The sequence below is a fragment of the Sphingomonas sp. 1185 genome, from assembly GCF_040544655.1.
Lineage (GTDB): Bacteria > Pseudomonadota > Alphaproteobacteria > Sphingomonadales > Sphingomonadaceae > Sphingomonas.
Map to the genome: position 1 here is coordinate 108,322 of NZ_JBEPKL010000002.1, position 14,962 is coordinate 123,283.

Consider the following 14,962-nt stretch of genomic DNA (forward strand, 5'->3'; position numbering starts at 1 on the left):
GATGCTCCGTGAGGGGAGGAGGGTGTCTTAGAAGGTGACGGCGATGCGCGTGCCGATCGTCTCGCCGCTGTCGGCGCCGGTGAAGGCGCCTGCGCGATTGTCGGTGTCCCAATGGACCCAGTTGAACTGGAGCCGGGTGAAGCTGTTCAGATACCAGTTGGCGCCGACCGTCGCGGCCCAGCCGCGCCCGCCGGTCAGCAGGCTGGTATAGTCCAGATTTTCATAGCGCGCGGTCAGCTCGATCGCGCCGGGCCCGCCCTCGAAGATCGGTTTCAGCACGCGCGGCTGGCCGAAGCTGCCCAGGCGCGGGTTATAGGGGGGCAGGTCGCCGGTGACGAACCAGCCGCCCGACAGGCTCCACGCCTTGCTGAGAAAGTCGGGGCGGTCGCCGGTCAGGCGCGCGCGCCGCTCGCCCGCCTCGGCCATGACCCAGACCGGGCCGACATAGCCGCCCAGCTCCGCGCCATAGCCGGTGGTGCTGCGCCCGCCCAGCAAGGTGCCGGTCGACACCCGCAACGCGCCGTTGAAGCGGCCGCCGATCACCGTGTTGCGGGTCAGCGTGGTCGCCGCCGAGGACAGCGCCTCGTCAAAGCCCCACAGCCCGACATGGAGGACCGAACGCTCGCCCTTGATCGGGTTCCAGTGCGCACGGGCCAGCACGGTGCGGCTGTCATTGGCGGCCTGGCTGCCGTCGATCCGGTCGCCGGTCAGCGTCAGCGAGGCGTGGCCGGTCTTCCAGAACAGGCGCGGCATGATGCCGACGCCGTAGAAGCCGCGCTGCGGGATGATCGCGGTGGCGACGACGGTCCGCTCCATGAAGGGCGTCGAGTCCGATCCGGTCGAGCCCTCGAACCCGCGATCGTTGAATAGGTGTCCGGCGCGCAGGTCGTAATCCAGGCCCGGCCGGATACGGTTGCGCCAGCCGATGAAGGCGGTGACGATGTCGACGTCATTTTCGGAAAAGTCGGTTTCGAACTGGTAGAAGAAATGGGTACCGACCCCGCCTTCCAGGCCTAGGCGCAGCGCGCGCATGCCGGTCGTCGTGATGTTGCGCCCGTCATAGCGCGATCCGAAGCTGGAGCTGACATCGGCCAGGATGCGGCCGCGCGGTTTGAAGGTGTAGATGCCGTCCGCCGAGTGGAAGACGGGCAGCCCCGCCCCCCATTCGGTCGTCACGCCCGCCGCATTGGCCTGCCGAGCCTGCGCCACGTCGCGCTCGGCGGGGCCGGGGGGGACGAGCTGCGGCGCGAAGGGGCGGGTGACGGTGTCGCGGCCGGTCGTGTCGTTCTGCGCCAGTTGCGGTGCGGGCGTCGCCGCCGCTGCCGCCGGGGTGGTGGGGGCGGGCATGGTGCCGGCGACCGGGGTGGGGGCCTGCGTCCCCTCCAGCCGGTCGAGCCGGGCGCGCAGCGTCGCGATCTCGGCGGCCTGCTGGCGGACCAGCGCGGCGAGGTCGTCGTTGCTCGGCGTCTGGGCCAGCGCGGGGGTGGCGGCCAGCAGCGCGACCAGCGCGGTCGCGGTTCGGTACGGGATCATCGGGTTCGGGCCCCTTCGGCTAGAGTGGCGCGCCAGTCGGCCAGGAAGCGGCGGCGCTTGATCGTATCGAGATTGACGAGAAGCTGTGGCCCGACGCGGATCGGGCGTTGCTGTTCGGACGACAGGCGGGGCGCGCGGACATCGCCGCGCACCGGCAACAGCCATTGCCGCGCGAGGAGCGTCTGCCCGGTGCGCGACAGCAGGAAGTCGAGGAACAGCCGCGCCGCCGCCGGATGCCGCGCATCGCGGGTGATGAAGGCGACGCGTGAGGCTATGATCGTATAGTCGCGCGGAAACACCACCCGGATGCGCGGGTCGCGCAGCGCGCGGGTCAGCGCATAGGGGCCGACGACATTATAGGCGATGGCGATCCGCCCCGCCGCCACCGCGTCCAGCATCGGCTCGGTGGTGCGCGACAGCATCGGCCGGGTCACCGCGATCGCCTGGACCAGCGAACGGGTGTCGCGGGTGATCGCATGATCCTCGGTCAGATAGAGATAGCCGACATTGGACCGGGCGGGGTCATAGGTGGCGACCTTGCCCGTCAGCGCGGCGCGATGGCCGCGCAGCAATTGCTCGAACGCCTCATGGGTGCGCGGCACCTGTGCCGCCGGGATGAGGCGACGGTTGACGACGAAGGCGACCGGCTCGGCGGTGACGCCGTAGCCCATGTTCTTCCAGACGGCCGTGGCGGGCAAGGCGGGCTTTTCGGGGCTGAGATAGCCTTGCGCATAGCCATCGTTGATCAGCTTGGCCTGGAGATCCATCGCCGAGGACCAGACCAGATCGGCACCCGCTGCACCTTGCCGCGCCTCAGCGACGACGCGGTCGTAGATGGTGCTCGATTCCAGATCGTCATAGCGGGCCGCGACGCCGGGATAGGTGCGGCGAAAGGCGGCGATCAGCGGCTGCATCGCAGCGGTGTCGGCATTGCCATAGACGCGCAGGCCGCCCTCGGCGCGCGCATCGGCGACGAGCGCGTCATAGGAGCGGGGATAGCCGACCGGGCGATGCGGCGCGCTGCCTTGCGCGAACGCCGGGGCGCCCAGCAGCAGCATCGATAGAATCAGGATTCGCATCGTTCAGGTCCTCTCGCTTCCCGCCTCTGAGTTCGGGTAAGCTCATGGACATGAACTATGCCGGCAAGCTGTCATCCACCTTTCACCGGGCGGCGCGATGCGGATTCTGATCGTCGAGGACGATGCGGCGCTGGCGCGCGGGATCGTCGCGCTGCTGCGGGCCTCGGGCCATGCGGTCGATCACGTCGCCAGCGGCGAGGATGCGCTGATGGTGATCGCGGACGAGGCCTATGCGCTGGTCGTGCTCGATGTCGGGTTGCCGGGGATGGACGGTTTCTCGGTGCTGGAGACGTTGCGGCGGCGGGGCGCGCGCGTGCCGGTGCTGATGCTGACCGCGCGCGACGCGCTGGACGACCGGGTGCGCGGGCTGGACCTGGGGGCGGACGATTATCTGCGCAAGCCCTTCGCCCCGGCCGAGCTGGAGGCGCGGATCCGCGCGCTGGGGCGGCGGCGCGGCGGCGATCCGACCCCGGCGCTGGTCGTCGGCGCGCTGGTGCTGGACCGTTCGCGCGGCGAGGCGCGGGTCGGCGAGCGGGCGCTGGACCTGCGCCGCCGCGAATGGGCGGTGCTCGACTCGCTCGCCACCCGCGCCGGACAGATCGTGCCGCGCGAGACGTTGCAGTCCGAGGTGTTCGGCTATGACGAGCCGGTTGGCCCCAATGCGATCGAGGTGAACATCACCCGCCTGCGCGGCAAGCTGGCCCCCGACGGCCCGGCGATCCGCACGGTGCGCGGGGTCGGCTATATGCTCGATGCCGATTGAGCGCGCGCGCGGCGGCGCGCTGGCGCTGCGCACCCGGCTGCTCGCGGCGATGCTGGCGCCGATGCTGGCGATCGCGGTGCTGCTGGGGCTGGCGGGGGCGACGCTGATCGCCGATGTCGTCCGCCGCACCAACGACCGCGTGCTGGGCGGGGCGCTGGGTGCGGTGGCGGAGACGGTGCAGGTGGAGCGGGGCGAGGTGACGCTCGACCTGCCCGCCGCGGCATTCGGGATGCTGGAGAATAGCGATCGCGACAATGTCTATTACCGGATCGCGGTGGGTGGGCGCCTGCTGACCGGCTATGGCGACCTGCCCGCGCCGCATGTCGCGGAACTGGCGCTCGACACGCCGCGCTTCCGCTTCGCCCGCTATCGCGGCCAGGATATCCGCGTCGCCGAAGTGCGTCGCGCGCTGCCCCGCATCGACGCGCCGGTGGTGGTGCAGGTGGCCGAGACCCTTGACGGTCGCCGGGCGCTGCAACGGCGGTTGGTGATCGCGCTGGTGCTGGGCGAGATCCTGCTGGTGGGCGTCGCCATGCTGCTGATCCGCCCGGCGCTGGCTTGGAGCCTGCGCCCGCTGGCGGGCCTGCGGGGGGCGGTGTCGGCCCGCGACCGGCGCGCGACGCCGGACCTTTCGCCGCTGGATACCGGCCCCTTGCCCGTCGAGCTTCGCTCGCTGGCCGATGCGTTCAACCATCTGCTCGCCCGGCTGGACAGCGCGACGGCGGGAATGCGGCGCTTTACCGCCGATGCCTCGCACCAGATGCGCACCCCGCTGGCGGTGCTGAAGGTGCAGGTCGCGCTGGCCCGGCGCGGTAGCCCGACCGCCATGGGCGAGATCGCCGATGCGGCCGACCGACTGGAGCATCTGGTGACGCAGCTGCTGGCGCTGGCCCGTGCCGAGGAGGCGGGCGTCGCACCCCCGCGCGAGCGGGTCGACCTGCGCGAAGTCGCGGTCGCGGTCATCAACCGCCGGATCGCGCAGGCGATCGAGGCGGGGGTCGAAATCCATCTCGATGCCCCGGCCGATCTGGTGATCGCCAGCCATCGCACGCTGGTTTTCGAAATCCTGTCCAACCTGCTCGACAATGCGATCCGCTATAATCGTCGCGGCGGCCAGGTGATGATGACCATCTCGGGCGAGCAAGGGACGGGGGCCAGGATCGTGGTGGCGGATGACGGCCCCGGCCTGCCCGATGCCGACCTGGCCCGTTTGGGCGAACGCTTCACCCGCCTTTCGACCGCGCGCGACAGCCAGGGCAGCGGCCTCGGCCTCGCCATCGTCCGCTCTGCGGCATCGCGACTCGATGCGTCGCTGGAGATCGTCAGCACCCGACCCGGCCTGCGCGTCACGCTGGGCTTCGGGGCGACCGGAATGATCGGCAGCGACGGGGATCAGAAGCTGTAGGCCAGCCCCAGCGCCCCCAGCCACTGTCGGCGCGACCCCGCCTGCGCGACGATCGGGCTGTCGCCGATGCTGCCCGTCATGCCGCCAAAGGTGCCGAGCGCGACGAGGTGCACGCCGTGCAACAGATCGCCGTGCAACGTGCGAACCCCGACAAGGCCGATCGTCCAGTTCTTGATCCCGCCCTTGGCATCGTAGACGGGCATTCCGCTGCGCAGGCTTTGGGCGGGCGAGACGCTGTAATAGGTTCGCGCATAGCGATCCTCGGCCATGTCGACCGACGCCGTGAACGCCACCGCCATATGAAGCGATAGCGGCGTGAAATAGGTCAGGCCGGGCTGCCACAATCCCGCATCATGGATCCCAGCCACATCGTGTCGATAGGACAGGGTGAGGGACAGCGTGTCATAGGGGCTGGTCACGACGCCCGTTTTCTGGACCCCGACATAGCCGCCCAGTTCGATGGCGGTGCCCAGCGCGCCGAGCGCGCGGACGCGGGGATCGTGGATACCGCTTAGCGTGCTGCGGCTGAAATTGACCTGGGCGACGGGCCCGCCCTGAAACCGCCAGCCCGGCCCCGGCCGGTCGCGGAGCAGGTCGATGCTCAACTGGTTGCCCGCAAGGACGAAGGAATGTCCCTCGACCGAGCCGATCGCGGCCGGGGCGACGACCGGGCTGTAATGATCCGAGCCCTCATAGTCGGGAATGACGGCCAGACCGGCCCCCACCGCGACCCGGTTCCGGTCGAAGGGGGAGGGCTCGGGATGGGACTGGGCGGAGACCGGCGCGGGTAGTGGCGCTGCGATCAGCCCGGCCGCCGCGACCATGGAACGGAATGTCGACATGCGATCGTCCTTTCGATCAGCCGCCCAGGGCGACCTGCAACTGGATGCGCGCCAGCGCGCCGGCGGTGGTGTGATGGAGAAGGGCGCGCTCGGCGGCGATCTGCGCGGCCTGCGCGTCGATGAGCGGCCCGGCGGCGATGTCGCCGCGCCGATACCGCGCTTCGACCGCCATGACGGTCTGCCTCCGGGCATCGCTGTCCGCCGCCGCCAGGCCCCGTCGCCGGTCGAGCGCGCGGACCAGGGCCAGCGCATCGTCCACCTCGCGCCAGGCATTGCGCACCGTCCGCTGATAGGCGAGCGCGGCGCTGCGTTCCTCGGATCGACGCAGCGACAATTGGCGTTCCAGCCGCCCGCCCGCGAAGATCGGGATCGACAGGACCGGCCCCGCCCCGGTGGTGCGCGCATCCCATCCAAAATCGGCCAGGTTCAGGACATCGATCCCGAACAGCCCGGACAGGTTCAGGCTGGGGTAGAAGTCGGCCTGTGCGGCGCCGATCGCGGCGGTCGCGGCGTGGAGCGCGGCTTCCGCGTCCAGAATGTCCGGGCGACGACGGGCGAGATCGCTGGACAGCCCCGGCGCGGGTTCAGCCAATACAGGCGCGGCCGGTCGGCCTGCGACGTCCGGCGGCGGCGTGTCGGGATTGTCGCCGACCAGGATCGCCAGGGCGCGGGCGGCGCGGGCGATGTCGGTGTCGAGCGCGATCAGGGCGTCCTGTCGTGCCCGCTGCTCGCTTTCCACCGCGCGGGCGTCGATCCCGCTGGCCAGCCCCCGTTCCCGAAGCGCGGCGGCGATGGCGAGCCTGCGCTCGCCCAGCGCGCGGTCGCGCTCGGCCAGGCCGCGTTCCGCGATCAGCCCGCGCCATTGCCAATAGGTCTGCGCCACCGCCGCCTCGACCGACAGGCGGGCGGCGCGGGCGGCGGCGTCGGCCTGCACGATCCCTGCGGTCGCGACCTCCACCTCGCGGCGATGCTTGCCCCACAGGTCGATGGCCCATGTGGCGCTGATATCGGCCTGGTAGAGATCGAAGGCATAGCCCCTCGGAATGGCGCCTTCCGTCTCGCTGAGCGGCTGACCCAGCAGCGGCGCCAGCAGCCCGGCCAGGCCCGCCGTGCCGATGCGATTGCGACTATAGCCGAGCTGCCCGCCGATCTGCGGCAGGCTTTCGCCCCGTTTGGCGTCGCGCGCGATCCGCGCCGCCACCAGCCGTTCCTCCGCCATGCGCAGGTCGAGATTGGCGGTCAGCGCGTGCGCCTCCAACCCGTCCAGCGCGGGATCGCCGAAGCGATGCCACCAGGGCTCGGACGGCGCGGTCTGCGATGCGGTGGCCCCCTGCCACCGGGCGGGCAGATCGGCGAGGGGCGGATGGAAATCCGGGCCGACCGTACAGCCGCCCAGCAGCAGGCCGAGCAACCCCGTGCCGACGATGCGACGGTCAATCATGGGCGGTCTCCCTGGACGCATCCTCGCGCCCGAACAGCAACAGGTAGAAGGCGGGCAGCGCGACCAGCGTCAGGATGGTCGCGCCGATCAGGCCGCCGATCATCACGATCGCCATCGGACCCCAGAAGATGTTGAAGCACAGCGGGATGAAGGCCAGCACGGCGGCCAGCGCGGTCAGCACCACCGGGCGTGCCCGGCCGGTCGTCGCATTAATCACGGCGTCGCGCACCGCCATCCCGTCGGCGCGGTATGATTGCACCTGATCGACCAGGATGATGGTGTTGCGCATGATCATCCCCGCCAGCGCAATCAGCCCCAGCAGCGCGACGAAGCCGAAAGGCGCGCCCGTCAGCAGCAGCGCCGCCACCGCCCCGATGATGCCCAGCGGCGCGGTCGCCAGCACCAGCAGCGTTCGCGAGACGCTCTGCAACTGGATCATCAGCAGCACGAGCATGATCCCGATCGTCAGCGGCAGCAGGCGATAGATCGCCCGGTTGGCATCAGCGGACAATTCGCCGTCGCCGCCTTCCTCGAGCCGATAGCCCGGGGGCAGGGTGGCGCGGATCGCGGCGATCCGGGGCGCGGCGGCCTGAACGATCTCGGACGCCTGGACATCGCCGATCATGTCGGCCTGCACGGTCATGGTCGGCGCGGCATTGCGGGTCCAGACGACCGGCTGTTCGGTGGCGGGGCGCAGCGTCGCCACCTCGCCCAGCGGCACCATGCCGTGGGACGTGGCGACGGGCATGTCGATCAGGCCGCCCAGATCGTGCCGATCCTCGGCCCGGCCGCGCACCATGATGCCGATCTGCTTGGTCCCGTTCAGAACCGCGCCCCCCGGCGCGCCCGACAGGATGGCGGCGAGGTCGCCCGCGACCTGCGCGCGGTCCACCCCCAGCGCCGCCGCCCGTTCCGGATCGATCGCGTAGCGCGCGACGGGCGCGGCGATGCCCCAGTTGATCCGAACGGCCGTGGTCGACGGGGTGGCGCGCAGCACGGCGGCGATCCGCTCCGAGATCGCACGCAGCCGCGCCGGATCGCTCCCCACCACCCGGTACTGAACCGGCGCACCCAAGGTCGGCCCGAGCGACAGGCGACGCACATGCAGGCTGGCTCCGGCGATGCCCGGCATGCGCTCCAGCTTGCGGATCAGCGCGTCGCGTGCCGCCAGGTCGGTCGTGACCAGCATCACGGTCGCCGTCGCCGGATTGGGCAGCGCCGGACCATAAGGCAGATAGAAGCGCGCCGCACCGCGCCCGACATAGCTGTCCATGCTGCGGATACGGGGATCGCCGCGCAGCACGTCCTCCAGCCGCTTCACGGCGGTTTCGGTCGCCTTGATCGATGCTCCCGGTCGCATCGCGACGTCGACCATCACCTCTGGGCGGTCGGAATTGGGGAAGAATTGCTGCCGCACGAGCATCGCCCCGGCCAGGCTGACCGCCAGTAGCGCGACCGTGATGCCGACGATCAGCCAGCACCGGTCGAGCGCCCAGTCGATGGCGCCGCGCAGATATCGATAGGGCCTGGAAGGACCGGCGTCATGACCATGGGCCTGCACCGGCTCCGGCAACAGCTTCACCCCCAGGAACGGCGTGAAGACCACCGCGACGATCCAGCTGACCAGCAGCGCCGACCCCGTCACCCAGAAGATGCCACCCGCATATTCGCTGGTCGTCGACTGGGCGAGGCCGACCGGCAGGAACCCGACGATGGTGATCAGGGTGCCGGTCAGCATGGGAAAGGCGGTGTGGGTCCAGGCATAGGCCGCGGCCTCGTGCCGGTCGACGCCCTGTTCCATCTGGACGACCATCGCCTCGACGCTGATGATCGCATCGTCGACCAGCAGGCCGAGCGACAGGATCAGCGCACCGAGCGAAATCCGCTCCAGCCCGATCCCGGCCACCTCCATGTACAGGGCAACGATCGCCAGCGTCAGCGGCACCGACAGCGCGACGACGACCCCCGTCCGCCATCCCAGCGTGACGAAGGCGACGACCAGCACCACGGTCAAGGCGCAGAAGAACTTGACGAGGAAGGTGTTCACCGCCTCGCGGATATTGGCGCTCTGATCCTCCACTTGTGTCAGTCGCGCCCCGGCGGGCAGCGTCCGGCGGACCTCTTCGGCCGCCGCGCGGATGGCGTCGCCGAAGCCCAGGCCGTCCGCGCCCGGCGTCATCGACACGGCGAGGATGACCGCCCGGCGTCCGTCATGGCGCACCAGCGCGTCGGGCGGATCGGCATAGCCGCGTGCCACCTGCGCGATATCCCCCAGTCGGACCGCACCGGCGGAGGTCGGGATCGCGGCGCCCTCCAGATCGCGGACATCGTCCACCTGCCCGTCCAGCCGAACGGGCGTCTGCATCGCGCCCATGACCCCGCCCGCCGGGCCGACCGCCTGGCGCTTGGCCAGCGCCTGCGCCACGCGACCGGGCGACAGGCCCATGGCTGCAAGCCGCCGGGGATCGACGTCCACGAACAGACGCCGGGGCAGTTCGCCGATGATCTCGGCCTTGCCCGCCCCCGGCACGCGCAGCATCGCGTCGCGCGCCTGCTCGGCCAGGCGAACCAGGCGGGCATTGTCCGCCCCGGTCAGCGCGAAGACATAGCCATAGACATCGGCATTGTCCTCGCTCGCCGCCAGCGACGCGCCGCCGGGCAAGGCGGGCTCGACGTCCTTCAGCTTGCGCCGGACCTGCCGCCAGACTTCCTTCACCTGACCGGGCGGCGCGGAATCCTTCAGTTCGACGGTGATGAGGCAGGCGCCCTCCAGGCAATAGGTCTGGAGATAATCGAGATGGTCGATCCCGCGCAGCGTCTGTTCGACCGGATCGGCGACCTGCGCCCGCATCTGCGCCGGGCTGGCGCCGTCCCAGCGGGCGGAGACGATCATCTCCTTCAGGGTGAAGCCGGGGTCCTCGTTGCGGCCCAGCGACAGGAATTGGAACGCTCCCGCGACAAAGAGCAACGCGATCAGGAAGCCGACCAGCGCGGGGTGGCGGATGGCCCAGCGGGACAGGTTGAAACGGTCCATGGCTCAATGGAACCCCGGCTCGATACCGGCCGCGACCACGCTTTGTCCGTCGACCAGCGTATCGGCGGCGGTGGCGACGACCGACTGTCCATCGTGCAGTCCCGTGACCAGCGCATCCTGTCCGATCCATTCGGTGATCCGGACCGGCTGCCGCCGGATGCGCCTGTCCGGCAGGATCGTCCAGACATAGGGCCGCCCGGCTCGATCGGCGATCGCGGACAGGGGCACGCGAATTCGCTGGGCCGGGACCGACGCTCGCAGGCTGAGCGTCACCATGCTGTTATAGGGCGGCGACCCCGCTCCGTTCAGCCTGAAGCGGGCGTCGCGCAGGTGCGAGGCCGGATCGCCCTCGGGCGACACGAGGCGCAACCGGGCGGTGACCGCCATGGCTTGGCCGGGGCTGCGGACATCGGCCATCATGCCGGGCGTCAGGCGGACATCGGCGGGGGCGTGGATCTCCACCTCGGACGGGCCGCTCGCCAGCTTCAGGACCGTGGTGCCCGCATCGACGACGCTGCCCGGTTCGGCCAGCCTGGCGGTGACGACCCCATCCTGCGGCGCGACGAGCATGGCGTCGGACCGCATATCCCGGCTGCGTCGCACGGCGGCGGCGGCGACCGCCACTTTGGCGTCGGCGGCGCGGGCGGTCAGAGCCCGCTGGCGGACCTCGGCGCCCGACAGCGCGCCCAGGCCGTCCAGCCCCCGCGCACGGTTCGCCGCGTCCCGCGCGCCTTGCGCATCGGCGGTGGCGGCGGCCAGCTCGGCCGAGGCTTGCGCCACCCCGGCATCGGCTTCGGCCCGGCCCAGGCGACCGAGCACCTGTCCAGCGCTGACCCGATCGCCGACCCGGACCGTCAGCGCCAGCACCCGGCCCGGCCGCTTGAACGCCAGCATCGTCTCGCCATAGGGGCGCACGACGCCGCTGAACTGGCGCAGCGCGTCGCCTGCGGCATGGACCGGGACGATATCCACGATCGCCACGTTGCGATCGGGCTGGTGCGGCGGCGGCGACGAACAGCCTCCTGCAACCAGGGCGGATATGGGAAACAGCATCGTGACAATGCGATACGTGCGGGCAAATGGCATGGCGGCCCCCTTGGGATCGGAATGGGGGTGCCATGGCGAGGAAGCGGCGCGGCGCCTCCCGGATTTCGGATTTCGACCGATCGATTCCGAAATCGATCAGTCGGACGGTGGCGTCGTGTCCAGATGGCGGCGGCGATAGGCGCTGGGCGTCTCCCCCTGGCGCGCCTTGAAGCTGCGGTTGAAGACCGCCAGGCTGCCAAAGCCCGCATCCATCGCGATGGTCAGGATCGGCACCTCGGCCTGATCGGGGTCGGCCAGCGCGGCGCAGACCTCGGCCACGCGCAGGCCGTTCAGATAATCGCTGATGTTGCGATGGCCGAACCGGCCGTTGACCAGCCGCCGGACCCGATATTCCGGCACCCCCAGATGCGTGGCGATGGCGCCGATGGTCAGGTCGGGCGCGCGGTACAGCCGCTCCTGCGTCATCGCCATGTCCAGCGCACGCGCGAGCGGCTCGTCCAGATCCTGGGCCGGGGAGGGATCGGCGGCGACCGGCAGCGACGGCGTGTCCTCGGGCGATGCGGATGCGAACATGTCCGGGTGGCGCAACCCGAACAGCAGCAGCGCCAGCCCGAATATCCCCGTCAGCATGCCGATCGCGCCGACGATACCGGCCATGGCGAAACCGCCCAGCGCGCGTCCGATGACCTCCGCACCGATCGTCCAGAGGATGACCATCGTGACGATGACGATGAAGGCGACCCGCGCGCGCAGCCGCGCCTCGACCAGATCGCTCGCCCGGTTCCGCCAGGCATGACGCAGCGTATCGACGGCAAGGACGATCCCGGCGATGTAGAGCAGGCCGTCCAGCGGATGCAGCGCCGCCTGCGCCGCATGCTCGCCACCGATCACCGCCGCGCTCAGGCCGAGATAGGCCAGCGCACATGCCAGTTCCGCGACGCCGGGCCGGAAATTGTCGTCGAACCACGAACGGGCGAAGAGCCAGAATAGCGGCAGGCTGGCCGATCCCGCGACCCGCAGCACCGTGGCAAGCATCGGCCGGTCCTGCGCGAAAGGCAGCCCGGCCAATTCCGCCAGCAGCGCGGCCAAGGCCAGCGCCGCGCCATAGCGGCTGGGCCGGGTGGGCGCCTCGCTGAGAAACAGCGCGACCGCCAGTCCGAGCAACGTCACGATGCCGCCGTGCAACCAGGCTTCCATGATGCGCGAGCGGGTCTTTCCTGGAGGATAGGGGGCGAGGGGCGAAATGCCCTATCGGCCCGTCGATAGAAAGCGGCGGCGCGATGGTGTCAATAGGAAGGGCCGGCTTGGGGGCAGGACTCGTTGATCACAGCCGAGATCACGGTGGCAGCGAGGGCGGCGGCGGAGAAGAAGAGAGTTGGACAGCGATCGCGACCTCTTCATACCATCATCGCATCCGACCAGGGGCAGATGATCCGCTCCCGGCAATATCTGATCTTTGCGCCCACGAACCTGGTAGAAAATTAGCCTGTATCGCCTGCGATATGAAGGGGAGGCTACCCATCACCCGAAAGGTTCGGTCTCACGGGCCAGGAGATAATCCAGCAAGTCGGATTCAGGCACAGGACGGGCCAGATAATATCCCTGGAAGAGGTGGCCGCCCAGCCCCTGTATCATTGCATAATCCTCACGCGTCTCGATGCCTTCGATGACGACTTCGAGGTCGAATTTCCGACCATAATCGATGATGGCGCTGACCAGATGCTGGTCCTCGGGCGACCGGGTGATGTTGGATACGAAGCTTCGATCGATCTTGATGCGATCGACCCGGCGATGGCGGAGAGCCTCCAGCGACGAATAGCCCACGCCGAAATCATCCAGGCTGATCGTCACGCCCGCTTTCGACAGCGTTTGTATCTTGTGCTGTATGGCCTTGGTCTCGAAGGCGGTCTCCTCCGTGATTTCAACGTCGAGCAAGGGAGGCGCGAGGCCAAGCGCCTCGAAATGCTCGAGGATGATGGTGTCGACCGACAGTTGCGCCATCTCGCGCGGCGATATGTTGATCGCGACCTTGATCTCCTTCAGTCCGGCTTGGACCAGGGCTTCCAGAAGTTGACTGGCACGGTGCAGCACGAAACGGAGCAGGGGTTCGGCGTGTCCGTTGATCGCGGCCAGGCGGACCACATTTTCCGGGGAAATCCAGCCGTGCTGCGGATGCCGCCAGCGCAACAGGGCTTCGATCGTGTTCGGCAAGCTTTGGCCGAGCGCGAAGATCGGCTGGAACCAGACATCCAGCGATCCGTCCTCGAGATGGCGTGGAAGGTCGCGTTCGAGGTCGCGGCGCATCTCCAATCGTTCGCGCAACTCGTTGTCGAAGACGTGATAGCGGTTCCGGCCTCCGTTCTTGGCGGCGTAAAGGGCTTCGTCGGCACAGGCCAGGACATCGGCCAGGTCCGCCTGAAGGCTCATGACGATCCCGATGCTCGCCCCCAGCGCGCCCGTATCGACGCCGTCCATGTGAACCGACAGGGCGCCAATGACAGCCTGTGCGAGGTCGGTGGCCTCTTGAAATGCCGCGACGGGGAGGAAGATGGCGAACTCGTCGCCGCCCATGCGCGCGAGAAGGCTTTTGCCGTGGGTCTGGGCCTGGAGGCGCCTGGCTGCCTCTATCAGCACCTGGTCGCCCTTGCGGTGACCATAGACGTCGTTGACGGCCTTGAAGCCGTCAAGGTCGATGAACATCAGGCAATAGGCATCCGGCCCCGCCTTCATGTGTTCCTCGACCTCAGTGAGAAAACCCGATCGGTTGAGCAAGCCCGTCAGGTCGTCATGCGTTGCGCGATACCGCATGATGTCGATGATGTGCAGCGAATGTTCGTGCGCCGCGGAAAGGGCCGCGGCGTTCGTCGTGGCTTCGTGCTTGGCGCGGCTGAGCGCTTTGAACGTTTTTTCGGCGCGAATGGAACTGCGGGATAGGGCGGCCATGTAAACGATCGTGGTGAAGGCGATGCAAGCCCGCTCGAACCCTCCTGCCACCAACAGGCAGATGACGACGGATGCCAGAGCCGGGAGGATGAAGCATAGGGGCGTGCGTGCATCGGGCGTGCCATGGGTGACGGCCCCTGCGGTGACGCCGCATACGACTGTCAGATAGAAGAGCGCCTGCGGCGAGGTGTAGCCTGCGCACAGGATCGGAACCCAGGCCCATACCAGTCCCGACAGCAGCGCTCCCGCCCACATCAGATATCTCTGCACGGTGATCGATCGCAGCGGCGATCGCCGGCCGGAAACCTGCCCCACATCCGGGGCCGGCAGATAGCAAAGATAGAGACGCACGAGGTTCACGGTGAGCGAGGCGACGAACCAGACTATGCCGTAGAGCGCGAGGTCACTCCTGATCGCGACCAGGAGGTTGACCATGCCGAGCATCATGTTGACCGGTATGGCGACCCGGACGCAGCTCTTGATCTCGGCAATCTGGTCCAGAACGATAGGCGCAGAAAGCTCGTCTGGGATTTTCGCCACAGGGAGATCAAATTGCGTGTGGCGGGAGGAGGGCATGGGCAATCACCGTGACGAACTCGGAATAGATGCTTCGTTTCGCATGTGTAAGGTATATGCTGTGCTAACAGTGGCCGAAACTGAGCGAAATGTTGTGAAATGGCCCCGGTTTTGACCGGAAGTTTAGGCTTGGGATCCTAGCTGAAAATTGAGTCGAGCCATTTCAACGACTTGCGGTTGGCCGACAGTGAGGTGCAGGTGATTACAGCGACCGGGGGCGGGGGGCCCTTGGCCCGCCGCCACGAACGTCAGCAGCTTCACCTTGCCGTCGACCCGGAGTTTCATGCGTCAGGATTTCG

10 protein-coding genes are annotated in these 14,962 nt (G+C 68.9%); 2 read left to right on the forward strand and 8 right to left on the reverse strand.

From position 1 onward, the window contains the following. Nucleotides 1-27 precede the first annotated feature (27 nt). Nucleotides 28-1,533 carry an OprO/OprP family phosphate-selective porin gene (locus ABIC44_RS02770; RefSeq protein ID WP_354293480.1) on the reverse strand — a complete coding sequence of 502 codons (1,506 nt, stop codon included), beginning with the start codon at nt 1,531-1,533 and terminating at the stop codon, nt 28-30. Continuing rightward, the gene (locus tag ABIC44_RS02775; RefSeq protein WP_354293482.1) at nt 1,530-2,612 is read right to left on the reverse strand and encodes an ABC transporter substrate-binding protein; all 1,083 of its coding nucleotides are present in this window, start codon (nt 2,610-2,612) and stop codon (nt 1,530-1,532) included. Before ABIC44_RS02775 ends, ABIC44_RS02770 begins: the two co-directional genes overlap by 4 nt. Nucleotides 2,613-2,709: 97 nt before the next feature. Here ABIC44_RS02775 and ABIC44_RS02780 point away from each other — a divergent pair, with 97 nt between their 5' ends. Together ABIC44_RS02780 and ABIC44_RS02785 are read left to right on the forward strand one after the other, a co-directional pair. After that, nucleotides 2,710-3,375 (forward strand): response regulator, encoded by a 666-nt coding sequence (locus ABIC44_RS02780; protein ID WP_307098032.1) that lies wholly within the window; start codon nt 2,710-2,712, stop codon nt 3,373-3,375. Then, nucleotides 3,365-4,780 (forward strand): sensor histidine kinase, encoded by a 1,416-nt coding sequence (locus ABIC44_RS02785; protein WP_354293484.1) that lies wholly within the window; start codon nt 3,365-3,367, stop codon nt 4,778-4,780. Before ABIC44_RS02780 ends, ABIC44_RS02785 begins: the two co-directional genes overlap by 11 nt. Here the strand turns inward: ABIC44_RS02785 and ABIC44_RS02790 are convergent. The 6 genes from ABIC44_RS02790 to ABIC44_RS02815 all read right to left on the reverse strand — a co-directional run bounded on the left by ABIC44_RS02790 (nt 4,768) and on the right by ABIC44_RS02815 (nt 14,663). Beyond that, nucleotides 4,768-5,622: a MipA/OmpV family protein gene (locus ABIC44_RS02790; protein ID WP_354293486.1), complete on the reverse strand. Its 855-nt coding sequence runs from the start codon at nt 5,620-5,622 to the stop codon at nt 4,768-4,770. The genes ABIC44_RS02785 and ABIC44_RS02790 overlap by 13 nt on opposite strands. Before the next feature lie 16 nt (nt 5,623-5,638). Beyond that, entirely contained in the window at nt 5,639-7,063 is a 1,425-nt protein-coding gene (locus ABIC44_RS02795) for an efflux transporter outer membrane subunit (protein WP_354293488.1), read from the reverse strand. Next, nucleotides 7,056-10,097, reverse strand: coding sequence for an efflux RND transporter permease subunit (locus tag ABIC44_RS02800; protein ID WP_354293489.1), 3,042 nt, complete (start codon nt 10,095-10,097; stop codon nt 7,056-7,058). Before ABIC44_RS02800 ends, ABIC44_RS02795 begins: the two co-directional genes overlap by 8 nt. 3 nt (nt 10,098-10,100) lie before the next feature. Further along, nucleotides 10,101-11,183 (reverse strand): efflux RND transporter periplasmic adaptor subunit, encoded by a 1,083-nt coding sequence (locus tag ABIC44_RS02805; RefSeq protein ID WP_354293491.1) that lies wholly within the window; start codon nt 11,181-11,183, stop codon nt 10,101-10,103. A 96-nt stretch (nt 11,184-11,279) separates the two neighbouring features. Continuing rightward, nucleotides 11,280-12,341: a helix-turn-helix domain-containing protein gene (locus ABIC44_RS02810; RefSeq protein ID WP_354293493.1), complete on the reverse strand. Its 1,062-nt coding sequence runs from the start codon at nt 12,339-12,341 to the stop codon at nt 11,280-11,282. A gap of 324 nt (nt 12,342-12,665) precedes the next feature. Beyond that, nucleotides 12,666-14,663 carry a putative bifunctional diguanylate cyclase/phosphodiesterase gene (locus tag ABIC44_RS02815; protein WP_354293494.1) on the reverse strand — a complete coding sequence of 666 codons (1,998 nt, stop codon included), beginning with the start codon at nt 14,661-14,663 and terminating at the stop codon, nt 12,666-12,668. Nucleotides 14,664-14,962 lie beyond the last annotated feature (299 nt).

Coding starts and splice junctions, on each gene's coding strand:
- ABIC44_RS02770 (WP_354293480.1), bottom strand. CDS start 1,533: ATGATCCCGTACCGAACCGCGACCGCGCTGGTCGCGCTGCTGGCCGCC.
- ABIC44_RS02775 (WP_354293482.1), bottom strand. CDS start 2,612: ATGCGAATCCTGATTCTATCGATGCTGCTGCTGGGCGCCCCGGCGTTC.
- ABIC44_RS02780 (WP_307098032.1), top strand. CDS start 2,710: ATGCGGATTCTGATCGTCGAGGACGATGCGGCGCTGGCGCGCGGGATC.
- ABIC44_RS02785 (WP_354293484.1), top strand. CDS start 3,365: ATGCCGATTGAGCGCGCGCGCGGCGGCGCGCTGGCGCTGCGCACCCGG.
- ABIC44_RS02790 (WP_354293486.1), bottom strand. CDS start 5,622: ATGTCGACATTCCGTTCCATGGTCGCGGCGGCCGGGCTGATCGCAGCG.
- ABIC44_RS02795 (WP_354293488.1), bottom strand. CDS start 7,063: ATGATTGACCGTCGCATCGTCGGCACGGGGTTGCTCGGCCTGCTGCTG.
- ABIC44_RS02800 (WP_354293489.1), bottom strand. CDS start 10,097: ATGGACCGTTTCAACCTGTCCCGCTGGGCCATCCGCCACCCCGCGCTG.
- ABIC44_RS02805 (WP_354293491.1), bottom strand. CDS start 11,183: ATGCCATTTGCCCGCACGTATCGCATTGTCACGATGCTGTTTCCCATA.
- ABIC44_RS02810 (WP_354293493.1), bottom strand. CDS start 12,341: ATGGAAGCCTGGTTGCACGGCGGCATCGTGACGTTGCTCGGACTGGCG.
- ABIC44_RS02815 (WP_354293494.1), bottom strand. CDS start 14,663: ATGCCCTCCTCCCGCCACACGCAATTTGATCTCCCTGTGGCGAAAATC.